This is a genomic window from Microbacterium sp. MYb62, from assembly GCF_002979475.1.
Taxonomy (GTDB): Bacteria; Actinomycetota; Actinomycetes; order Actinomycetales; family Microbacteriaceae; genus Microbacterium.
Map to the genome: position 1 here is coordinate 62,874 of NZ_PCOY01000008.1, position 22,446 is coordinate 85,319.

The 22,446-nt window shown below is 68.6% G+C and carries 19 protein-coding genes; 11 read left to right on the top strand and 8 right to left on the bottom strand.

Features of this window, described 5'->3' with window-relative positions:
• Positions 1 to 37 precede the first annotated feature (37 nt).
• A complete protein-coding gene (locus CQ042_RS10275) occupies positions 38 to 1,738 on the top strand; it encodes an AarF/ABC1/UbiB kinase family protein (protein ID WP_105670386.1) in 1,701 nt (566 codons plus the stop codon).
• A gap of 317 nt (positions 1,739 to 2,055) precedes the next feature.
• On the top strand, positions 2,056 to 4,074 hold the full coding sequence (locus tag CQ042_RS10280) for a BCCT family transporter (protein ID WP_105670387.1): 2,019 nt from the start codon (positions 2,056 to 2,058) through the stop codon (positions 4,072 to 4,074).
• Between the two features lie 38 nt (positions 4,075 to 4,112).
• Here the strand turns inward: CQ042_RS10280 and CQ042_RS10285 are convergent, their stop codons facing one another.
• Positions 4,113 to 5,786, bottom strand: a complete 1,674-nt coding sequence (locus tag CQ042_RS10285; RefSeq protein WP_105670388.1) for an SDR family oxidoreductase — start codon at positions 5,784 to 5,786, stop codon at positions 4,113 to 4,115.
• 161 nt (positions 5,787 to 5,947) lie between these two features.
• Between CQ042_RS10285 and CQ042_RS10290 the strand changes: the two genes are divergently transcribed.
• The 3 genes from CQ042_RS10290 to CQ042_RS10300 all read left to right on the top strand — a co-directional run bounded on the left by CQ042_RS10290 (position 5,948) and on the right by CQ042_RS10300 (position 8,078).
• Positions 5,948 to 7,168: an MFS transporter gene (locus tag CQ042_RS10290; RefSeq protein ID WP_105670389.1), complete on the top strand. Its 1,221-nt coding sequence runs from the start codon at positions 5,948 to 5,950 to the stop codon at positions 7,166 to 7,168.
• A gap of 122 nt (positions 7,169 to 7,290) precedes the next feature.
• Positions 7,291 to 7,764, top strand: a complete 474-nt coding sequence (locus tag CQ042_RS10295) for an SRPBCC domain-containing protein (RefSeq protein ID WP_258132215.1) — start codon at positions 7,291 to 7,293, stop codon at positions 7,762 to 7,764.
• Complete coding sequence (locus CQ042_RS10300) at positions 7,761 to 8,078, top strand: metalloregulator ArsR/SmtB family transcription factor (RefSeq protein WP_308736980.1); 318 nt, start codon at positions 7,761 to 7,763, stop codon at positions 8,076 to 8,078. The genes CQ042_RS10295 and CQ042_RS10300 overlap by 4 nt, the downstream gene beginning before the upstream one ends.
• Positions 8,079 to 8,081: 3 nt before the next feature.
• Here the strand turns inward: CQ042_RS10300 and CQ042_RS10305 are convergent, their stop codons facing one another.
• Positions 8,082 to 8,834: an SDR family NAD(P)-dependent oxidoreductase gene (locus CQ042_RS10305; protein ID WP_105670392.1), complete on the bottom strand. Its 753-nt coding sequence runs from the start codon at positions 8,832 to 8,834 to the stop codon at positions 8,082 to 8,084.
• A gap of 125 nt (positions 8,835 to 8,959) precedes the next feature.
• Positions 8,960 to 9,445, bottom strand: coding sequence for a MarR family winged helix-turn-helix transcriptional regulator (locus CQ042_RS10310; RefSeq protein ID WP_105670478.1), 486 nt, complete (start codon positions 9,443 to 9,445; stop codon positions 8,960 to 8,962).
• Positions 9,446 to 9,572: 127 nt separating this feature from the next.
• On the opposite strand from CQ042_RS10310, the gene CQ042_RS10315 reads away from it, so the two are divergent.
• Positions 9,573 to 10,364 carry an SDR family NAD(P)-dependent oxidoreductase gene (locus tag CQ042_RS10315; protein ID WP_105670393.1) on the top strand — a complete coding sequence of 264 codons (792 nt, stop codon included), beginning with the start codon at positions 9,573 to 9,575 and terminating at the stop codon, positions 10,362 to 10,364.
• 72 nt (positions 10,365 to 10,436) lie between these two features.
• Here CQ042_RS10315 and CQ042_RS10320 read toward each other — a convergent pair whose 3' ends face one another.
• A complete protein-coding gene (locus CQ042_RS10320) occupies positions 10,437 to 11,930 on the bottom strand; it encodes a hypothetical protein (RefSeq protein WP_181157529.1) in 1,494 nt (497 codons plus the stop codon).
• 83 nt (positions 11,931 to 12,013) lie between these two features.
• Here CQ042_RS10320 and CQ042_RS10325 point away from each other — a divergent pair, with 83 nt between their 5' ends.
• A complete protein-coding gene (locus tag CQ042_RS10325; protein WP_105670394.1) occupies positions 12,014 to 12,607 on the top strand; it encodes a TetR/AcrR family transcriptional regulator in 594 nt (197 codons plus the stop codon).
• 104 nt (positions 12,608 to 12,711) lie between these two features.
• On the opposite strand, the gene CQ042_RS10330 is transcribed toward CQ042_RS10325, so the two are convergent.
• Genes CQ042_RS10330 through CQ042_RS10345 form a run of 4 tightly spaced genes read right to left on the bottom strand, consistent with a single transcriptional unit; the run spans position 12,712 to position 17,271 of the window.
• The gene (locus CQ042_RS10330) at positions 12,712 to 14,076 is read right to left on the bottom strand and encodes a sulfatase (protein ID WP_105670395.1); all 1,365 of its coding nucleotides are present in this window, start codon (positions 14,074 to 14,076) and stop codon (positions 12,712 to 12,714) included.
• Complete coding sequence (locus CQ042_RS10335; RefSeq protein ID WP_258132216.1) at positions 14,073 to 15,005, bottom strand: carbohydrate ABC transporter permease; 933 nt, start codon at positions 15,003 to 15,005, stop codon at positions 14,073 to 14,075. Before CQ042_RS10335 ends, CQ042_RS10330 begins: the two co-directional genes overlap by 4 nt.
• A gap of 8 nt (positions 15,006 to 15,013) precedes the next feature.
• Positions 15,014 to 15,979 carry a carbohydrate ABC transporter permease gene (locus CQ042_RS10340; RefSeq protein WP_105670396.1) on the bottom strand — a complete coding sequence of 322 codons (966 nt, stop codon included), beginning with the start codon at positions 15,977 to 15,979 and terminating at the stop codon, positions 15,014 to 15,016.
• Positions 15,976 to 17,271 (bottom strand): ABC transporter substrate-binding protein, encoded by a 1,296-nt coding sequence (locus CQ042_RS10345; protein ID WP_105670397.1) that lies wholly within the window; start codon positions 17,269 to 17,271, stop codon positions 15,976 to 15,978. The genes CQ042_RS10340 and CQ042_RS10345 overlap by 4 nt, the downstream gene beginning before the upstream one ends.
• Positions 17,272 to 17,507: 236 nt before the next feature.
• Here CQ042_RS10345 and CQ042_RS10350 point away from each other — a divergent pair, with 236 nt between their 5' ends.
• Genes CQ042_RS10350 through CQ042_RS10365 form a run of 4 tightly spaced genes read left to right on the top strand, consistent with a single transcriptional unit; the run spans position 17,508 to position 22,443 of the window.
• Positions 17,508 to 18,608 carry a substrate-binding domain-containing protein gene (locus tag CQ042_RS10350; protein ID WP_258132217.1) on the top strand — a complete coding sequence of 367 codons (1,101 nt, stop codon included), beginning with the start codon at positions 17,508 to 17,510 and terminating at the stop codon, positions 18,606 to 18,608.
• Positions 18,609 to 18,623: 15 nt separating this feature from the next.
• On the top strand, positions 18,624 to 19,622 hold the full coding sequence (locus tag CQ042_RS10355) for a Gfo/Idh/MocA family protein (protein WP_105670399.1): 999 nt from the start codon (positions 18,624 to 18,626) through the stop codon (positions 19,620 to 19,622).
• The gene (locus CQ042_RS10360) at positions 19,619 to 21,058 is read left to right on the top strand and encodes a sulfatase-like hydrolase/transferase (RefSeq protein ID WP_105670400.1); all 1,440 of its coding nucleotides are present in this window, start codon (positions 19,619 to 19,621) and stop codon (positions 21,056 to 21,058) included. Before CQ042_RS10355 ends, CQ042_RS10360 begins: the two co-directional genes overlap by 4 nt.
• Positions 21,055 to 22,443 (top strand): sulfatase, encoded by a 1,389-nt coding sequence (locus CQ042_RS10365; protein WP_105670480.1) that lies wholly within the window; start codon positions 21,055 to 21,057, stop codon positions 22,441 to 22,443. The genes CQ042_RS10360 and CQ042_RS10365 overlap by 4 nt, the downstream gene beginning before the upstream one ends.
• The last annotated feature ends 3 nt before the right edge of the window (positions 22,444 to 22,446 follow it).

The window sequence follows — 22,446 nt, forward strand, 5'->3', positions numbered from 1 at the left end:
TGCGGCATCGAGTGAGGACCCGCGAAGGGATCACACGATGACGGATGCTGCGGCACAGGGCGCCCACCGCGCCAGGTACCGCCGCATCCTGTCGTTCGCGGGTCGGGAATTCCTCAAGATCTGGTGGTTCGAACTCGTCCTCCCGCGCTTCGGCATGGGGGGGATCGCGGAGCGCACGCGCGGTCAGCGGATGCAGAAGTTCGCGCGGCGCTTCCACGCCCTCGCGGTCGAGCTCGGCGGCCTCATGATCAAGGTCGGACAGTTCATGTCCTCGCGCCTCGACGTGCTGCCCCCGGAGATCACGAAGGAACTCGAAGGGCTGCAGGACGAGGTCCCCGCCGTGCCGACCCCGGCGATCCGCGCGCTCGCCGAGGCCGAGTTGGGCATCCCGCTCGACCGCGCCTACGCCTGGTTCGACGACACCCCGGTCGCGGCGGCATCCCTCGGACAGGTGCACCGCGCCAGGCTCTCCGCCCTCGATGCCGCTGACACCGGACTCGAAGACGTCGTGGTGAAGGTGCAGCGCCCCGGCATCGACGGGATCGTGGCGGTCGACCTCGCCGCGCTCCGCCGCGTCGGCCGCTGGCTCACCCGTGTGCGCCTGGTCGCCGACCGGGTCGACGCCCCCGCGCTCGTCGAGGAGTTCGCCGCCACCAGCCTCGAGGAGATCGACTACCTGCACGAGGCCGCGAGCGCCGAGCGCTTCCGCGAGAACTTCGCCGACGATCCCCGCGTCGACACCCCGGAGATCGTGTGGGAACGCTCGACACGTCGGGTGCTCACGCTGTCCGACGTCACGGCGATCAAGATCAACGACACCGACGCGCTGCGCGCCGCCGGCATCGACCCGTCGGAGGTCGCCGCGGTGTTCGCCGAGGTCATGTTCGACCAGGTGTTCACGCACAGCTTCGTGCACGCCGACCCGCACCCCGGCAACATCTTCGTGACGCCGGTCCCTTCGGCGCCGGGGGAGTCGGGGCGGGCGTTCCGCCTTACCTTCATCGACTTCGGGATGATGGCCGAGATCCCTGCGAGCCTCCGCGACGGCCTGCGCACCCTTCTGATCGCGGTCGCCGGTCGCGACAGCCGTGGCCTCGTCGCCGCCGCACAGGAGATCGGCGTGCTGCTGCCCTCCGCCGACACCAACGAGCTCGAACGCGCGCTGACCGCGCTGTTCGCCCGCTTCGGCGGTATGGGGTTCGCCGAGCTGAGCAAGGTCGATCCGCGGGAGTTCCGCGACTTCGCCGAGGAGTTCGGCGACATGGTGCGTTCGCTCCCCCTGCAGCTGCCCGAGAACATGCTGCTGCTCATCCGCGCCGTGTCGCTGACGTCGGGCATGTGCAGCGGACTCGATCCCGCCTTCAACGTGTGGGATGCGGCCGAGCCCTACGCCGGGCGTCTACTGCGCGACGAGAGCGGCAACATCGTGCAGGCGTTCGCGAGCCAGGCGATGAGCACCATGAGCACGACCTGGCGTCTGCCCGGTCGCATCGACAGGATCATCACCCGCATCGACGAGGGCAACGTCTCGTTCGACACCTCGCGGCTGGAACGCCGGCTCGACCGCCTCGAGGGCATCGCCCGTCGCATCGCCTCGGGGGTGCTCTTCGCCGCGCTGCTCATCGGCGGGGCGCTGCTGGTTCCCGCCGTGCCGCCGCTGGGCATCACCCTGCTCTGCGTCTCGGTGCTCCCGCTGCTGCACTCCCTGTTCGCGGGCGTCGGTCGACGCCCGCGCTAGTCGCCTTCCGGGTGGGACCCGCTCGGGAGCCTGCTCCCGCCGTTTCCCGTCGTCGTGCGTGGGCGCATGAGGTCAGGCCATCACGCCGGATCAGGCACGTGGCGCGGAAATCGGCCTGTTCTCGCGTGACGGCCCGTTCTCGAGTGACGGCCTGAACCCGACGCGCGAGCGGCCATGGTCGAAGCGGCACGCCCGGGAAACCCGGACCATCCGGCATCCGTCCGGCGCGTCGCGCCCCGATCCGCCGGGGATCGCACGGATCGTCGGGGTTCTCGCACCCCTGCGGGCAGACACCTCACATGACAGGATGGGATGCCATGGAGACCCCTGACGAGAAGCCCCACGCACGCTCCGCAGGAAAGAACCCTCCGCGCCCCCGGACGGACGCCGTCGGCACGGGTACCAACCGCGTCCCGACCAAGGCCGGCGAGACCGCGCGAAAGATCGTGCGCGACATCGTGGCGGTCCCGCCGCGCAGCGTCCATCCGGCACTCGTTCCCGGCGTCTCGGTCGAGGAGACCGGCCGCACCTACCGCACCGACCCGCTCGTGTTCGGTGTCGCACTCACGCTCGTCGTCGCCTTCATCGCCTGGGGTGTGTTCGCCGGCGACAACCTCGCGGGCACCACTTCGGCAGTGCTCGCCTGGGTCGTCGACTACTTCGGCTTCTTCTTCACCACCGTCGCCACGATCGTCCTGGTGTTCATGCTGTTCGTCGGCTTCAGCCGCTACGGCCGCATCCCCCTCGGTCGCGACGACGAAGAACCGCAGTTCTCGATGTTCTCCTGGATCTCGATGCTGTTCGCCGCCGGAATGGGCATCGGGCTCGTCTTCTGGGGCGCCGCCGAACCGCTGACGTTCTTCGAGAACCCGCCGCCCGGAACCGTCGAGGCGAACACCCTCGAGGCGATGCACACGGCGCAGGCGCAGGTGCTCTATCACTGGGGTCCGCAGGCGTGGTCGTTCTACGCGCTCGTCGGCGGGGCGATCGCCTACGGCGCCTTCCGCCGCGGACGTGCGCCGCTGATCTCCTCGATCTTCGCGCCGCTCCTGGGCGAGGGCCGTACTGCCGGGCCGATCGGCCGCACGATCGACATCTTCGCCATCATCGTCACGCTCTTCGGCACCGCGGCCTCGCTCGGTCTGGGTGCGCTGCAGATCGGACACGGCGTCGAGCTCGTCAGCGGGATCGGCGAACTCGGCAACGGGGTGCTGATCGCGGTCATCGCCCTGCTCACCGCGTGCTTCATCGCGTCGGCGGTCTCCGGCGTCTCCAAGGGCATCCGCGCGCTGTCGAACATCAACGCGGTCATGGCGCTCGTCCTCGCCTTCTTCGTGTTCTTCGTGGGTCCGACGATGCTGATCCTGAACGTGATCCCCTCCGTCGCGGTGCAGTTCGTCGGGGATCTGCCGCAGATGATCGCGCGCTCGGCATCTCAGGGTGACGAGGCTCAGGCATTCCTGTCGGGCTGGACGATCTTCTACTGGGCATGGTGGATCTCGTGGTCGCCGTTCGTTGGCATGTTCATCGCCAAGATCTCGCGCGGACGGACGCTGCGCCAGTTCGTGTCGGTCGTGATCCTCGTGCCGTCGGCCATCTCCCTCGTGTGGTTCGCGATCTTCGGATCCACCGCCATCCAGCAGCAGATGGACGGAGCGGGGCTCACGGTCGACCCGCCGGAGGAAGTGCTCTTCGGCGTGCTGGAGAACCTGCCGTTCCCGCTGATCACCAGCATCCTGCTCATCCTGCTGATCTCGATCTTCTTCATCACCGGTGCGGACTCGTCGTCACTGGTGATGGGCACCCTGTCGCAGCAGGGGCGGCCGGAGCCGACCCGCTGGGTGACGATCGTCTGGGGCTCGCTCGTCGGCGTCATCGCCGCGGTCCTGCTCGTCTCCGGTGAGGAGGGGAGCGGCCTGAAGTCGCTGCAGAACGTGACGATCATCGCGGCGCTGCCGTTCGCGATCATCATGGCGTTCATGATGATCACCTTCATGAAGGACCTGCGGCGTGATCCGCTGATCCTGCGTGAGCGCTATGCCAAGGCGGCCGTGCGGCACAGCGTCATGTCGGGGCTCGAAGAGTACGGCGACGACTTCGCGCTGGTGCCCGTCGAGTACGACCATTCCGAGGACGACCTCGCCTGGATCGATGAGTCGACCGTCGACGACACGCTCGCCGAGGTCTACGAGGCCGCCACCGAAGCGATCGACATCATCCCGCCGGCCGAGGTGGATGCCGTCGTGGATGCGGCGCTCGACGATGGCGCCGCCGCCCGGGATGCCGCCGGTGCCGCGGACACCACGGGTGCGACGGAACGGCCGCGCGCGGACTGACTCGACCGCTCCGTGCGGCCGCTCGTGGGATCAGGCGATCACGCGGGATCAGGCAGCGTGCCCGTGGATCGGCCTGAATCGGCGGGACGGCCTGAATCGGCAGGACGGCCTGAGCCCGCGCTGCCGGTGACGCTCGGGGCCGCCTCCGCGTCGGGCGCCGAGGGGGCCATGCCCTCGGCGGCGGCCGTGATGCGCGCCGCCATGCCCGCGAAGATCAGTCCGTGGAAGGGCAGCACGGCCAGCCAGTAGAGCCGGCCGGTGAGTCCTCGGGGGAAGAAGATCGCGCGCTGCTCAAACCGGGCGCCACCGCGGTCGGAAGCGTCGTCGGGCACCGCGCGCAGCTCGAGCCACGCCTCGCCGGGCACCTTCATCTCGGCGCGGAGACGCAGCAGTGATCCGGCATCCGTCGTCTCCACGGCCTCGACGCGCCAGAAGTCGATCGCATCGCCCACGCGTGCGGCGGTGCGGCTGCGCCGCCCGCGGCTGAGCCCGACGCCGCCGACGAGCCGGTCCATCCACCCGCGCACCGCCCACAGCAGCGGGGAGGAGTACCAGCCGTTCTCCCCGCCGATGCCGAGGATCACGCGCCACAGCTCCGCGGGCGAAGCGCTCGTGGTCACCGAGCGCGAGTCGGTGAACACGGTGCGACCCGCCCATTCCGGGTCGCTCGGCAGCGGATCGCTCGGGGCGCCGGAGACCTCGGAGTCCTGCCAGCTCGTCTCGATGGTGTCGCCCCGCACCCGACCGAGGGCGAGGTCGACAGCGCGTCGGTACGGGGTCAGGCCGTCTTCGGGGCGGGGGATCAGCTCGTCGACCGCGTGGTCCTTCATGATGCACTCGTTCTGCAGCGACGCGACGAGCGGTCGGGCGATCGACCGCGGCACCGGGGTCACCAGGTTCACCCAGTGCGAGGCGAGTCCCGGGGTCAGCACGGGCAGGGCCGCGATGGCGCGCTGGGGCAGTCCCGCCTCGACCGCATACCCGTTCATCATCTGGCCGTACCGCAGCACGTCGGGCCCGCCGATGTCGACGGCCCGGTTCACGTCGGCATCCACCCGTGCGGCGCCGAGCAGGTAGTGCAGCACGTCGCGCACGGCGATCGGCTGGATGCGGTTGCGCACCCACTTCGGCGCCGGCATGTAGGGCAGTACGTCGGTGAGATGTCGGATCATCTCGAACGACGCCGACCCCGATCCGATCACGACGCCCGCCTGCAGCACGAGGGTCGGCACGCCCGAGCGCAGGAAGATCTCGCCCACGCGCACCCGCGAACGCAGATGCGGGGAGAGCTCGGCGTCATCAGGATGCAGTCCGCCGAGATAGACGATGCGCCGGACGCCCGCTTCCGCGGCAGCATCCGCCACCGTCGTCGCCGCCCGTTCGTCGCTCTCCTCGAAGCTCTTGCCCGCCGACATCGAGTGGATGAGGTAGTACACGACGTCGACGTCTTCCATGGCCTCGGCGACGGCATCCGCATCGTCCGCCGAGCCCTCGACGATCTCGCAGTCGGGACCCCAGGGGAAGGATGCCGCACGCGCCGCGTCGCGCGCCAGCACGCGCACCCGGTAGCCGGCGTTGCGCAGGCGCGGGGTCAGTCGTCCGCCGATGTATCCGGTCGCCCCGAGCACCAGGACGCGGGGCGCGGATCCGTCATCGCGGGGGACGGCACGCAGGGCCTCTTCGCGGCCGGTGGGCTGGGTGAGTTCGGGCATGGCACGAGCGTAGGTCGAGCCGCGGATGTGAGGAACGGGGTTGCGGGGTGCGGTGACGGTCGGTAGGGAGCGCGAGTGGCGAACCGGGTGCGAGTCGGGAGAGGAGGGGGTCGCGCGACCCGTGTCGGCGGCGACCCCGAGAGCATCGTACGATCGTAGACATGCCTTCCATCGAATCGATTCGACGCGCGGCCCCGGATCGGGCATCCCGACGTGCGCGCGTCGCCGTCTCCGCGCTTTTCCTGACCAACGGGGCGCTGTTCGCGAACATCCTGCCGCGGTACCCGGAGATCAAGTCGGGGCTCGGGCTCGACAACCTCGGCTACGGCTTCGCGATCGCCGCATTCCCCGCCGGCGCGATCGCCGCGGGACTCCTGGCGGCTGTGCTGATCCGCCGATTCGGGTCGGCGCGCATCGCGGTCATCGGCACCGTGCTCACGAGTCTCGGGCTGCTGTCGGCGGCACTCGCGCCGTCGGGTGTGCTGTTCGCCGTCGCGCTGTTCCTCGGCGGAGCGTCTGATGCGATCACCGATGTCGCACAGAACGCGCACGGTCTTCGGGTGCAGCGGCGGTTCGGTCGCTCGATCATCAACGGCTTCCATGCGATCTGGTCGATCGGCGCCGTGCTCGGTGGCGTGATGGCCGCCGTCGCGATCGCGCTGCGGCTGCCCCTGGGGGTGCACCTCGGCATCTCGACGGCCGTGTTCGCCACCGTCGCCCTGGTCGCACTCCGGTTCTGCCTGCCGGGTCGCGACGATGTCGAGACGGATGCCGCGGCTGAACCCGCTGACCTGAAGGGGGCGCTGCGTCGCGGCGTGACGCCCCGCACCGTCATCGCGATCATCGCGCTGACCCTCATCGCGATGGCCGGCGCCGTCGCCGAGGATGCCGGGAACTCGTGGGCCACCCTCTACCTCGCCGATTCTCTCGGGGCCGCGGCGGCGATCGCGCCGCTCGGCTTCATCGCCCTGGTCGGTGCGCAGTTCGTCGGCCGCATCATCGGCGATCCCCTCACCGACCGCTTCGGGCAGCGATGGGTCGCCAGGGTCGGTGGCGTCATCGCGGCGGTCGGCATGACGCTCGCTCTCGCCTTCCCGACGGTGCCGGGCACGATCCTCGGGTTCGCAGCGGTGGGCTTCGGCATCGCGACACTGATCCCCGCGGCGATGCATGCGGCGGACGAGCTGCCGGGGTTGCGGGCGGGCGTCGGGCTCACCATCGTGTCGTGGCTGTTGCGCCTCGGCTTCCTGCTCTCGCCCCCGTTCGTCGGGTACATCGCCGAGAACGAGAGTCTGCGGGCGGGGCTGCTGGTCGCCCCGGTCGCCGCGCTCGTCGCCGTGCTGCTGGCGGGGTTCCTCGAGAGGCGTCGACCCCGGGAGTGAGTAGCCGCCGAATGCAACCCGGGGGTTGTGCTGGCTTTGAGCATGTGCAACTCTAGAGTTGCAGCTGGTCGATCGGCCGGCGGTACATGCGGGAAACCAGGAAAGGACCCATCATGGTGAACATGACCCATAACGAGGCATCCGTCGTCGACGAGGAGACCTTCTCGGTTCGACGCAGCATCCAGATCGCCGCACCCGTCGACAAGGTGTGGCGAGCTGTGGCCGAGCCTGAGCACGTCTCCCGCTGGTTCGGGCGCACCGTGCTCGACGGCGCCGGTGCCGGCGCGACCGGCACGATGACGTTCCCCGACTACGACGTGATCCCGCTGCGGATCGAGGAGTACGACGAGCCGCGGCGCATCACGTACCGCTGGAACAACGACGACGCGCTCGGAAAGCTGCCGGAGAGCATCGACGAATCCACCTCGACCACCTTCACCTTCACGCTCGAGGAGGCCGACGGCGGAACCCGGCTCACGGTCGTCGAGAGCGGTTTCGAGCGCACGTCCGACCCGATCGCCAACCTCGAATCGCACCGCACCGGTTGGGATCTCGAGCTCGACAAGATGGTCGCCCTCGTCGAGGGGGAAGCGTGACCGCAGCAACCCTCCTGCCCATGTTCGCGGCGCTCGCGGACGCGACGCGCTGGAGCATCCTGACGGCTCTCGGCGAGGGGGATGCGTCGGCATCCGCCCTCGCCGGTCGCCTTCCGGTGTCGCGACAGGCGATCGCGAAGCACCTCGCCGTGCTCCAGGAAGTGGGCCTCGTCGAGCCCGTGCGGGTGGGGCGCGAGGTGCGCTTCCGCGTCATCGGTGCGGAGCTCTCCGCCACGGCGGAGAAGCTCGACGTGATCGGGCGCGAGTGGGACCGCCGCCTCGCCGCGATCAAGGAGATCGCGGAAGGGCTGTAGGCGTCAGAGGGCGGTGTAGCCGCCGTCGACCAGGTGGTAGCTGCCGGTGATGAAGCTCGCGGCGTCGCTGGCGAGGAAGACGATGAGGTTCGCGACCTCGTCGGCCTGGCCCAGACGTCCGATCGGGTGCTTGCTCACGAGGAAGTCCTTCGCCTCGTCGCCCATGTTCGCGAGCAGTGGTGTGTCGATGAAGCCGGGGCCGACCGAGTTCACGCGAACGCCCTTCGCGGAGTACTCGAGCGCCGCGGACTTGGTCATACCGACCACGCCGTGCTTGGCGGTGACATAGGCGGGGGAACCGGCGAAGCCGACGCTGCCGAGAATCGATGCGATGTTGACGACCGAGCCGCCGCCGTTCGCGAGGATCGACGGGATCTGCGCCTTCATGTTGCGGAACACCGCGTTGAGGTTGATCGCGATGACCTTGTCCCACGCCTCGTCCTCGTACTCGGCCGTCGGAGCGCTGGCGCCGCCGATGCCGGCGTTGTTGACGCCGATGCGCAGCGGTGCGAGCGAGTTGGCGAGCTCGATCGAGGAGGCGATCCATGCGGCATCCGTCGCATCGCCGACCGACGCCTCTGCGGTACCACCGGCGGCGCGGATCTCTTCGACGACCGCGTTCGCGTGCTCCGCATTCAGGTCGTTGACCACGACCGATGCGCCGTTCTTCGCCAGCAGGAGAGCGGTCGAGCGTCCGATTCCGCTGCCGGCTCCCGTCACGATCGCCGAGCGGTTCGAGACATCGTACTGAGCCACGAGTGACTCCACTTCCGGGCGGGCGCGGTGCCGGGAGATCTTCTCGGACGGTCCGTCCTTCCCTCCAGCCTACGCCGGAAAGGACGAGGTGGATTCACGTGAATGGAAGCTGTCCCGGGTCTCCGTCATGTGGGCGTCCAGGTCGGCTCGGTGCTGATCGCCGCGGAGATGCGCCGGCTGATCGTCCCCAGCTGCCGCGCCTGAGCGGCGGTGAGCGTGTCGAAGACGAGCCGCTGCACCAGCGCCTGATGACCCGGCGTGGACTCGACGACCTTCGCGTGGCCGTCGTCCGTCAGCACGCCGAGGGTGAAGCGTCCGTCGGTCGCGTCGATCTCTCGACGCACCCATCCCTGGGACTCCAGTCGCGAGATCGCACGCGACAGCCGGGACAGTGTGCAGCTCGCATAGGCGGCGAGGATGCTGAGCCGCAGCCGGCGCTCCGGTGCGGAGTCGAGGGCGAAGAGGATGCCGTGCTCGAAGTGCGTGAGGCCGCTGTCGCGCTGCAGCTGCGCGTCGAGCGCCGTCGGAAGGCGCTCCAACAGGGTGGCGACGGACGCCCAGATCTCCAGGTGCTCGTCACTCAACGGTGCGGGACTCGACTGCTCGGGCATGCGTCCAGGGTATGCCATCAGGCCCGGATTTCCGGCATTGCTGACTTTCCTCGGCAAGTCAACTGCTCTAGAGTGACTTTCCTGAGCAAGTGAATAGGCTCTTCGACGGCGGGAACGGGAGAACACAATGGATTTGCGACTGCAGGGCAGGACGGCATTCATCAGCGGGTCGAGCCGAGGGATAGGATACGCGATCGCCGATGCGCTCGCCGCCGAGGGCGTACGCGTGATCGTGAACGGCCGCGACGCGGTGGCGGTCGACGCGGCGGTCGAGCGCCTGCGCGCTGCGCACCCGAGGGTGACCGCATCCGGTGTCGTCGCGGACTTCGCGAAGCCGGAGGAGGTGGCACGGCTCCTCGATGCGCTCGGCGAGGTCGACATCCTCGTCAACAACGTGGGGCTGTTCGGCCTCGCGGAGTTCGACACGGTCGGCGATGACGAGTGGGAGCGCTACTTCCAGGTCAACGTCATGAGCGGCGTCCGGCTGTCGCGGCACCTTCTCGGCGGGATGCTCGAGCGAGGGTGGGGGCGGGTCATCTTCGTCAGCAGCGAATCGGGGGTCAACGTCCCCGCCGACATGGTGCACTACGGGGCGACCAAGGCGGCGATGATCGCCCTCGGCAACGGCCTGGCGAAGCTCACCCGTGGCACCGCCGTCACCGTGAACACCGTGCTGGGCGGGCCGACCTACTCCGACGGCGTGGTGGCGGCGGTCGAGGCGCTGGCCCAGGCGCAGGAGCTGCCGGCGGAAGCCATGAAGCAGGCCATCATCGGCCAGAACCGCACCTCGCTGATCGAACGCTTCCTCGACCCGATCGAGGTGGCGGCTCTCGTCGCGTATCTCGCGAGTCCCCGCGCCTCGGCGACCAACGGGGCGGCTGTCCGCGCGGATGGCGGGGTGCTCACGGCGATGCTGTGAGGATCGGCATCGGCGGCGAGCACGGGGTCGGCGCCTTGCGTCTCGGTGGCGCCGACCCCGCGTTACTCAGAATCAGCGTCGCGCGAGCACGGCGGTCGCGTGCGGCTCGAGGGTGAGTCTGCCTTCGGTCATCTCGCGCTCGTGCGGCTCGTGATCCCCCGATATCACGTCGACGGAGCGGAGGGTCGATGAACCGCTCCAGTCGGCCACCTCGACGTCGACCGGCACGCCCCGCTTGTTCACGAGCACCACGGCACGCGCTCCGTCGGCTCCCGTGAAGGCTTGTGCATGAACGCGCGCGTCCGGGAACCCGGGATACCCGGTGGTCGTCGGTGCGATCACATCGCCGAGGCGCACGCTGTCGACGAGGAGCTTCAGCGCGCGATAGCGAGCATTCGGCTCGCCGGTCTCCCAGTCGACGAGGGACGTGCCCGGGATCATGCCGGGATAGCCGTTGAACTCGGCAACACCGAACAGGTCGGCGCCGATCTCGAGGCTGCGTGCCCAGAGGTAGGACTGCACCGTCGCACTGAGCGGCCAGTACTCCGAGGGGATCGACGGGCTCGGATTCATCACGTCCGAGGGGTAGGTGCCGATCTCGTTCAGCAGCATGCGCGTGTCGGGCGAGAGGCGATCCGCGATCGACCGGATGTAGCGCAACTGCTCGATGAACCCGTCGGCTTGCGTGAAGAAGGCGGTCTCCCAGTGGGCGGGTGGGGGGTTTCCCTCCGGTCCGAACGGGTTCACGATGTCGGGGGAGGCGTAGAAGTGCACCGAGAATGCGTCGAGGGGGATGCCCGGGGCGTGATTGGCCGGGTCGAGGAAGTACCAGAAGTACTCGGGGTCGTGATGCACGTGGCTGAGCGACAGGCCGACGAACGTCATCTCGGGATCGAGGGTGCGCAGGCGTGTCACGACGGCGTCGTAGAGGCGCGTGTATGTCTCGGGGGTCATGCGACGGTTCAGATCGGGCTCGCAGAGCACCTCCCACTGCGCGAACCTGTACCGGTGTCCGGACTCGTGGCGTACGCCGAGTTCGTCGACGAAGCCTCCGGCGATGTACCAGCTCGCGATGCGGAAGAAGTAGTCGGCGACCTCCTCGAGCGTCTCATCGCGAAACTGTTCGCCCTGTTCGTAGTCCCAATGGATGTGGTCCCGATCCGGTCCGATGTCGACCTGATCGCCTCCCACGAACATCCAGTGCGGGATGGTGGCGAAGTTCGCGACGACCGGACGCCCCTCGGCCGCGCTCAGGAAGTCCTCGACGTAGGGGTCGAGTCGCGAGAAGTCCCAGGAGGTGTGCGTCTCGGTCGGCGCGGACAGCGCCGGCACCGAGACCAGCGGATTGGAGAACCAGGGGAGGAAGCGTGCGTAGTCCACCTTCAGGTCCCGGAGCGCCTCGAACGCGCGGTCATGGGCGGGGGCACCGCGTTCGAGTGGGGGAGCCGCCCACAGATGGGTCGTGAGAACCGTCTCGACCGTGCGGGATGCGTCGTCCCAGTCGATCGCGATCGGGATCGCCGGCGCGTGCTGCGGCGGTGCCAGCAGGGAGTGGTCTTCGGGCATGCTGTCTCTCATTTCCGTAGATATACAAATGTATAAGACATATGTATAACACACCTGTACATGAACTGCGCTAGCATCGTCGCATGGGACAGCGGGAGCGTCTGCTCGAAGGAGCACGGGTATGTCTCATCGAGCGCGGCTTCGCGCACACCACCGCGCGGGACATCGTCGCCGCCTCTCCGGGTGCGAACCTCGCGTCGATCGGCTATCACTTCGGCTCGAAGGATGCGCTGATGAATGCGGCCTTGATCCAACTCATCGAAGGATGGGGCGATCGCATCGCCGAGGCGGCCGACGGTGTCGACGTCGGAACGCCGGCCGATCGGCTGGAGCGGTTCCTGAGCGCGATCCTCGCCGCCGATGCGGACGAGCGCCGCGTCGTCGCAGCCAGCGTGCAGGCGTACGCCCAGGCCGAGTTCTCGGCGGAGGTGCGCGACCAGTACCGCTCCACCTACGAGCGCGCGCGGGTGGACCTCACGGCCGTCGTCCTCGCCGTCCCCCGCGATCTCGTGACCGCGTCGGATGCGGAGAAGGTCGGCTCGGTGTGTCTTGCGCTGCTGAACGGAGCCGTGCTCCAGTGGCTGATCGATCCGGCGGCGAAGGCAGGCTTCGAGCACCTCGCGGTGACGTTGGCCACCCTTGCGCGGCCTGCCGGCCGTGAGGGACGGACAGGCTGACTCCGGTGCGCACCGTTTCTTCCCCGCCGAGGCTCGACCTCGACGTCAGGTGAGATCGTTGGCCGGGCGCAGGAACGCCGTCGTCCTGCGCGCCTTCGGTGCGGTCAGTAGGGCTTCGCGAAGATCTCGCGATGCGCCTCGTGCGCGGCGTGGGCGGGCAGCACGAGGTACTTGAGGAAGTCGCGATCGTCCGACGCGGAGCACCACTCGTACAGGTGCCCCCGCAGGTCTTCGAGGACGGCGTCGTATGCGGACTCCACCACGAGGTTGCGCATCTCCCCCGGATCGGCCTCGATGTCGAAGAGCTGCTCGCGATGCCGGCCCCCGCTGTAGACGACGTACTTGTGGCGCCCGTGGTAGAGCGCACGTCCGCGCGTGCGAGGAGGGGAGACGTGATCGAAGAGCGTCTCGACGACGACGCGACGATCGTGTGCGTCCGCGCTGTCCGCCGCTTCGGCGATGCGGAGGGGGACGCCCGTGAGGCCGGGCGGACGAGGCGTCGACGACAGCTGCAGCAACGTCGGCAGGATGTCGATGCTGGCCGAGACCGGGACGGATCGCACCCCCGGAGCGACGCCGGGGCCGCTCACGAGCAACGGCACGCGCACGCACTCCTCGAAGAGAGCCGTCTTCTGATTCCAGCCGTGGGCGCCGTCGCCGTCGCCGTGATCGCTCGTCACGATCACGATCGTCGCATCCGCATGCCCCGACGCTTCCAGGCCCGCCAGCAGATCGCCCAGATGCGCGTCGAAGCGCTCGATCAGCCGGCGGTACGCCGCACGATACTGCCGCCAGTCGTCCGGGCCGTAGTCGAGCGTTCCATACGACAGTGCGGCGCGAGACCGCTCGTCGCGCACCGCCTGTGATTCATAGGGGCCGGGTGCGAAGTTGAGGGGCAGAGCCGGAGCGTCGCGCACATCGCCGAGTTCGACATTCCCATAGGGCAGCGGCTGGTTGCGCGCATACTCGCAGATGGTGTGCGGGTCGTCGAAGGACGCCACCAGCAGGAACGGCGCGTCTGCCACCTCACGCTCCGCCATCCACGAGGAGCAGGCGTCGACGAGACCCTCATCGCCGAAGGGATGGATCACTCGGAAGCCGGCGTCTTCGGGAGGCTCCGGTGTCGTCGCATGCCATTTGCCCGCGTAGGCGCAGTCGTATCCCGCGGCGGACAGGAGATGCCCGAGGCTGTCGGAGCGTGTGCCGGGTTCGACGGCATCCGCAGGACGGTTTCCGTCGACTCCGACCTCGTGGGGCATCCGTCCGGTGAGCAGGCTCGCCCTGGACGGCACGCAGAGCGGGAACGACACGTACGCCCGCGCGAAGTCGGCCCCGGAGGCACGCAGCCGGTCGAGGTGCGGGGTGCGAACGCCTCCGGGATCCCGATCGAGGACGTGGGCTGCGAGCTGGTCCGCCATCACGAGCAGGATGTTCGGGCGACGACCCGAGACGGGCAGCTCTCGCGTCACTTGCCCATACCCAACGTGAGCCCCTCCGTCAGTCGGCGGCCGAGCCACAGGTAGATGGCGAGCATGGGCAGCACCACGATGCACAGCCCCGCGAACAGTCCGCCCCAGTCGGCGCCGGAGTAGGTCTGCTGCTGGATGAACGAGATGAGTGCGACCGGCAGCGTGTAGTTGCTGGTGGACTGCAGAAGCGTGAGCGCGAGCAGCGTCTCATTCCAGTGCGAGATCACCTGGAGCACGAACGCCGTGAGGATCCCGCCCTTCGCGAGCGGCAGGGTGATCCGCCAGAAGGTGCCGAACGCGGTCGTGCCGTCCAGCGCCGCCGCTTCCTCGAGCTCAATCGGCAGCGACCGGAAGAAGGCCGTCAGGAGGAACACGGTGAAGGGCATCGAGACGCCGATGTAGACGAGGTTCAGCCCGATCAGGCTGTCGGTCAGGTAGACCTCGTTCAGCATCACGAACAAGGGGATCAGGATGACCTGCGCGGGGATCCCGAGCCCGAGGACGAAGTACATCGTCAGTGAGCTCGTGAAACGGTTCTCCACGCGGCTGAGGTAGTAGGCGGCCGGGGCCGCCAGGAGCACCGTGAGGAACGACGACACGACGGTGGTGACGACGCTGTTCATCGTGGCGGTGGCGAAGTCTCCGACCGTCCACGCGGTGACGAAGTTGATCGGGTCGAGCGAGGTGGGCATCCCCCACGGATCGCTGAGGATCGATCGCGTGTCGCGGAAGGCCTGGACGACCATCCACGCCATCCAGGCGATGTTCAGGGCGACGAAGGCCCACAGGAGCACGAGACCGATGCCGCGCAGCAGGCTGCGCTCGCGACCGATCGCCGCGCCGGGGCGACGCCGACGCCGCCTCTCGGGCGGGACGACGACGGCTTCGGTGGTCAGCGAGGGCGTGGGGAGCATGTCAGTGGTGGTCACGATTTCTCCTAGAACTCCACCGCGTCGCGCTTCATGACGCGACGCAAAAGCAACACGAGCACCGAGACCAGTGCGAGCGAGAGGACGGCCGACGCCGACGCCGCGCCATACGCGGGGACGGACTCGCCCGAGAAGGCGGTCACGTAGGTGTAGACCGCGGTCGTCCAGGTCTGCGTCGGAGGCATGCCCGCCCCGGTGGACCCGCCGAAGACCCAGATGATCTCGAAGATCTTCACCGAGGAGATCGTCCACAGCACCGCGCACGTGCCGAACACATCCCACGTGAGCGGGAGGATCACGTAGCGCAGACGCTGGAAGGCGTTGGCCCCCGCCAGCGCGCAGTCCTCGTAGTAGTACGGAGGAATCCGGTCGACACCGGCCATGAGGATCGTCGTGAAATAGCCCGTGGTGACCCACGTCATCATCACCATGATCAGCGGGAAGAGGTTGTCGTGGGACAGCCAGGCGGGCGGTTCGTCGACCCCGAACACGGCGAGCAGGCTGTTGACCAGCCCGCCCGGGTTGAAGATGAACCCGGCGAGCACGCCGAAGATCATCGCGTTCACGAGATGCGGGAAGAAGATCACCGAACGGGCGATCTTGCGTCCTGTCATGTCGCGCAGCACCAGCGTGAGGCCGAAGGAGATCGCGAAGATCGCGATGCCCACGACGAACAGCAGCAGCAGCGTGTTGCCGAAGGACTGCAGGAACAGCTTGTCGGAGAACAGGCGCACGTAGTTGCCGAGGCCGACGAACTCCATCGGGCCGGCGCCTGCCCACTTGTTGAAGCTGATCCAGACCGCGTAGCAGGCAGGGACGACGAACAGCACGGTGTAGAGCAGGAACGCCGGCCCCACGAAGGGGACGAAGAGGCGTTTGCGCGCGCGATCGATCGCGTTGCCCCTGGTGCGGATCTGCCGAGGAGCGGTCCGGCTCGCGGTCGGACGCGGCATCGGCGCGGCGACCCGTGTCATGAGTTCTGCTTCCAGTAGTCGATCTGGCCGCTCTTCATCTCTGCCACGAACTCCGCGGCGGAGATCTTCCCGAGCACCAGCTGGTCGATCGTGGGCCAGAGCAGCTTCTCCGTGTAGCCCGGGAAGCTGATCCCGTCGTTCTGCTGGTAGTAGCCGTCGGCGGAGTCGAGAGCCGCCTTGACGGTCGACATCTCCGGGCTCACCGTGGCGTCCGCGCGGATCGGGATGATCTTCGCGTCGCTGCCCAGCTGGTCCTGGTAGGTCTTGCCGAGGAAGTACGCGGCGAACTGCTGCGCGGCAGCGGAGTTCTTCGCGCGGGACGGGACCGCGAACCCGACGAAGTCCGCGCGCTGGGCGTTGCTGCCCCCGTCGACGGTCGGGAACGGGAAGGACGAGTATTCGAACCCCTCCGCGGCGTAGGGGCCGGTCTCGGTGGGGATCCAGGTGCCGTTGAAGAGCAGCGCCGCCTTGTTGTCCGCCCAGGCCTGCTGCTGCGCCGGCCACTTGCTCGCGTTGTAGCCCGAGATGAAGTAGTCGCCCTGCACCAGTTCCTCGACGAGCTCGGCCGCTTCGAGCGCCTCCGGCGAGTCCCAACCTTCCCCGGTCGGGTCCTCGGCGATCTCCTTGAGCGATCCGGGCCCCGCGACGCGGACCATCGCGGTCGTGTACCAGTACGCGTTGTAGCCCGACACGTCGCCGTCGACCGCGAACGGGGTCTCGCCGCCGGCCTTGATCGCATCGAGGGCGCCGATGAACTCCGACCAGTCCTGGGGAGCGCCGTCGACGAACTCGGGGTGCGCAGCCGCATTGAACCAGATCGCGTCGCTCGTGAGCGAGTAGGGGAGCATCCACGGGGCGTCGCCGCCTTCGACGGACAGCGAATCGACGTCGAGGTAGGCGCGGGGGATCAGGTCCGAGACCGCTTCGCCGTCGACCTCGGCGTCGTACGCCTCCTCGAGCGACTTCGCCTGACCGGTCTCGGCGAGGATCGGGGCGAGCTTCGCGAACGAGCCGTCGACCAGGTCGGGCACCTTGTTGGTGTTGAGGGTCGGGACGACCTTCTTGATGTTGTCTCGTCCCTGCCACTGCACGTCGACCTCGATGCCGGTCTCCTTCTCGAAGTCGGCGATCGCGGCTGCCACGACCTTCTGCTGCGCCTCACCCTCCTTCCACATGGACCAGTAGGTGAGGGTCTCGCTCGACGAACCGCCGGCGGCGGAAGCGCATCCGCTGGCGGAGACCGCCAGAACGCCGACGAGAGCGAGTGCAGAGAACGTACGGATCTTCGCCATCGGATTTCCTTTCACGGCGGGGCCACTTCGCCCCGGAAGCTCGACTCAAACAAGTCGCGGAGAGAGTATTCAAGGAGTAATCCGGAAATGGACCCTTCCGATTTCGGGAATCGGCGCGGGTGGGCCTCATGCGGGGGGACTTCTCGCTGCGAATACTTCTTTATTCCTATCTTCTCGGCAGGCAGACTTCAGAGAGGTGAGGCAGGAAGGGGACAGCCGTGGCGGTACGACGATCAGTGATTCGCGATGCGGATTCGAAGGGCCTGAAGTTCGAGGCGCTCGCCGACGAACTGCGCCGCGGGATCCGCGCCGGCACCTGGACCGCCGGAGAGAAGCTGCCGACCGAGCAGCAGCTCACCGATGAGACCGGATACTCCCTGACCACGGTCCGTCGCGCCTTCGACGACCTGGTGGCCGAGGGCGTCGTCGTGCGCCGGCAGGGTGCCGGGAGCTTCGTCGCACATGTCCGCCCGCGTGAAGAGCGCGTGCGTCGGCGCATCGGCGTGCTGCTGCCCGACACCCAGCTCTACTATCCGCGCGTGCTCCAGGGCATCGACGAATCGCTCTCCGCCGCGGGCGCGACACTGCAGCTGGTGACCTACCGCTACGACTGGACGAAAGAGGACGCCGCGATCGAATCGCTGCTCGACGCCGGTGTCGACGGACTGCTCCTCTCGCCGACGATGACCGAGATCGATGATCCCCGCGGGCGTGCGGAGGAGCTGATGCGGCTGCCGGTGCCGGTCGTGATGGTGGAGCGGAGCCTCATGGACGCCGGCCCGCGCGACCGCACCGAGCATGTCTGCTCGGACCATCGCGGCGGGGCCTACGACGCGGTGCAGCACCTCGCTGCTCTGGGCCATGAGCGCATCGCACTGCTGATGCGCGAGCGCACCCCGACCGGACCCGCGATCCTGAGCGGCTACCGGCACGCGATCCAGGAGCTCGGCCTCGCCGCCGGGCTCGAATACGCGCTGCCCAAGTCCGCGTGGGAGGCCGACTCCGCGCAGGGGGCGTTCGAACAGCTTCGTGCGCTCGAGGCGACTGCGGCCCTCGTCTTCGGCGACCGTGAGGCGACCCTGCTGCAGGGCGCGATTCGTCGCGGAGGGCTGACCGTTCCCGGCGACATCGCCCTCGTCTCCTACGACGACGAGGTCGCCGATCTCGCCGAGGTCCCCCTCAGCGCTGTCGCCCCTCCCAAGTACCGCATCGGACGGATGGCCGCCGACGTGCTGCTGCGTCGTCTCATCGAGGGCGACGACTGCCCGCTGCACCAGATCAGGCTTCGGCCGCGTATCGTGATCCGCCGCTCCTGCGGCGCCACCGCGCCCGAGTGAACAACGAGGAGTTTCATGCGTATCGGATTGATCGGCGCCGGCGCCGTCGCGAAGTATCACGTCGCCGCCGCGGAGGCCCTGCCGGGGGCGCGGCTGACCGCCGTCTGCGACATCGATGAGACCGCCGCGGCGAGAGCGGTGCAGGGCGTCGACGGCGTGCGGATCCACACCGACTACCGGGCGCTCGTCGAGAGCTCCGACGTCGACGCGGTGATCGTGAACACCCCGCACTCCCTGCATCTGCCGATGACGGTCGACGCGGCGCGTGCCGGCAAGCACGTGCTGGTCGAGAAGCCGATGGCGACGAGCCTGCAGGATTGCGACCTCATGGTGCAGGAGACCCGCGATGCGGGGGTCGGGCTCGCGATCGGGCACATCCAGCACTTCCTTCCCGACAAGGTGATGGCGCGCGACGTGCTGGCCGCGGGCGATCTCGGCGACGTCGTGATGATCCGCGACCATCGCAGCACCGACTACCGACCGGGCAGACGTCCCGAGTGGTTCTTCTCCCGGTCGATCGCGGGCGGCGGCGCGCTCCTCAACATCGGTGGGCATTGTCTCGACCGCTCTCTGTGGTTCGGCGGTGCGCGGGCGGTCGACGTGAGCGCGAGCGTGGCACAGCGATTCGGCGTCCCCGTCGAGACCGACGGCATGATCGCCCTGCGACTGGCCAACGGGGTCGGTGTGACCATCGCGGTCGTCAGCGACGCGCCGACGCACAGCGATTCCCTCACCATCGTCTGCGAGAGAGGCGTCATCGAAACGGATCCGCGGGTGGGCACGCTCGTCCGCAGCGACGGGCAGACGCGTCGGGTGCGAGAACCGCACCCCGACGACATCCAGCACGCTTTCACGGCACAGCTGGCGGACTTCCTCGGCGTGATCGACGGGGAGGCCCCCGCCGTGCCGCTGGAACACGCGCGACACGTCGTCGAACTGGTCCTGGCCAGCTACGAATCGGCCGTGGTGCAGCGCTCGCAGCAGATCCCGATGCTGTCACGGGTGACTGTATGAGGTCGGCGCGACAGGATTCGCCGAACATCATCATGATCGTCAGCGACGATCAGGGCCCGTGGGCGCTGGGAGCGGCGGGCAACACCGAGATCCGCACTCCCGTGATCGATGCCCTGGCCGCGGGAGGAGTGCGGCTGTCGCGCTTCTTCTGCGCATCGCCGGTGTGCTCGCCCGCGCGGGCGTCGCTGCTCACCGCGCGGGTCCCCTCGCAGCACGGTGTGCACGACTATCTCGACGGTCCGCATGCGGGCGCCGAGAGCACCGACTACCTGGCGGGCATGTCGACGTTCACGGATGCACTGGCCGATGCCGGCTACCGGCTGGGCCTCAGCGGAAAATGGCATCTCGGGGCGAGCGATGTACCGCGCCGCGGGTTCGTGCACTGGTTCGCGCTCCACGGGGGCGGGAGCAGCTACGACCGGGCACTCATGTATCGCGACGGCCTCGCCGTGAACGTCGAGGGGTATCTGACCGACGTGATCGCCGACGACGCGATCTCGTTCATCGAAGACGAGGCGGACGGGGATTCCCCGTTCTTCCTCGCCGTGAACTTCACGGCTCCGCACAAGCCGTTCGCGGGTCAGCATCCCGAGGAGTACACCGCGCTGTATCGGGACTGCGCTTTCGAGAGCTGTCCCCAGGAGGCCGCGCACCCCTGGCAGCAGACCCTCGACGGCGCTCCGATCGGCGGTGAACCCGATGCGCGGGAGGCTCTCATCGGCTACTTCGCCGCGGTCACGGCGATGGACGCCGCGATCGGGCGGATCCTCGACAGCGTGCGCGCCCAGGGGATCGAGGGCGAGACCGTGATCGTGTTCACGAGCGACAACGGCTTCAACGCCGGACATCACGGCATCTGGGGCAAGGGCAACGGGACGTTCCCGATCAACATGTACGACGAGTCGGTCCTGGTGCCGTTCATCGTCAGTGCGCCGGGACGCGTGCCCCCGGGTGGGGTGAGCGATGTCCTCGTGAGCGCCTACGACTTCGCGCCCACGCTGCTCGACCTCGTCGGGCTGGATCCCGCGCCCTTCGAGGAGGGGCCAGGGCGCCGCATGGCGGACGTGCTGCGCGGAGTCGGACCTGAGGGGCACGAGGACGAGGAGCGTGACGTCGTCGTGCACACCGAGTACGGGCCCGCGCGCATGATCCGCAGCGCGGGTCGCAAGTACGTGCATCGATACCCGTTCGGTCCGCACGAGTTCTACGACCTGATCCTCGACCCGGGTGAGCGACGCAACCTGATCGACGACGACGACCGCCGGGGCGAGATCGCCGCGATGCGTCGGCGTCTCGCGGAATGGTTCGATGCCCACGTGCACGACACGCGGCGCGACGGCTCCCGCCTGCCTGTGACGGGCGCAGGACAGGTCGCTCCGCTGGATGATGACCCGTATCTGGCCTTCGGCGCTCCTGCGTGGGACGGTTGCGCATGACGCGGCGTGCTCCCAACATCCTGTTGATCGTCTCGGACGACCACGGCTACGCGGACCGGTCGGCGCTGGGGACCCCGGGTGTTCGCACCCCGGCGCTCGATCGTCTCGCCGCCGAAGGCGCGACCTTCTCGGATGCGTACGTCACCGCTCCCATCTGCTCCCCGTCGCGCGCGGCGATCATCTCCGGGCAGTATCAGCAGCGCTGGGGAGCGCTGTGGTTCGACTCCGCCGAGATCGGCGATGTCCCGACGATCGCCGAGCAGGTGCGCTCCGCCGGTTACGCGACCGGCTACTTCGGAAAGGTGCACTACGGCTCGGAGACCGAGAAGGATCGGGGCGCCCCGCCCCGGCACGGCTTCGACGAGTCGTTCTACGGCCTGGCGGGGCAGTCGATGGGTCGACTGCACTATCGGCATCACACCCCGGAAGCCGTCGAGGCGTACGGGCAGTCCGCCGAGGCCATGGGAGTGCAGCCGTTCTGGTCTGGCACGGAACCCGCCGCGTTCGACGGGTTCACCACGACCGAGATCGCCGAGCGCGCGATCGGCTTCATCGAGCGGCACGAACACGAACCGTTCTTCGCGATGGTCGCCTTCAACGCCGTGCACAACTTCTGCTGGCAGCTTCCCGACGACGAGCGGGCAGCGCGGGGGCTTCCCGAGATCTCCGACTGGGACCCGGGGGCGAGCGAGTATCTGGACTGGTACGACGGTGCGATCAGCCCTCGCCTCCCCGACGGGCGCGCCTTCTACCTGGCACAGCTCGAACTGATGGATCGCGAGATCGGGCGGGTCCTGGATCACCTCGACCAGGCGGGGCTCGCGGAGGACACTATCGTCGTCTACCTCACCGACAACGGCGGATCGCAGTGCAACTACGGCGACAACGGGGCGCTGCGCGGCTCGAAGTACACGGTGTGGGAGGGCGGCGTCCGCGTGCCCTTCCTGGTGCGGTGGCCGGGGGTCTCGCCGCAGGGGGCGACCATCGACGTCCCGGTCAGCGCTCTCGATCTCGCCCCCACGATCGCCGCGGCCGCCGGTGTCGCGCCCCGACCGTTCAGCGACGGCACCGACCTGCGGCCGATCCTGCGCGGCACGCCGCCCGACGAGGCGCGCGATCTGCACTGGGAGTGCGGATGGCAGTGGGCGGTGCGTCGCGGCCCGTGGAAGCTGAGCTGGTTCGATGCGGCCTCCCCGACCGCCCGTTACGTCCGCGCGGTCGAGCACACCGAGCCGGGAGACGGGCTCCAGCTCTTCGACCTTCGCGTCGACCCCGGCGAGCAGCATGACGTCGCGAGCGCGCATCCCGAGATCGTGGATGACCTGCTCGCGCGGCATCAGCGGTGGCGCGCGGAGATGGGGCTCGCCGCGCCAGGACCGGTCTGAGCC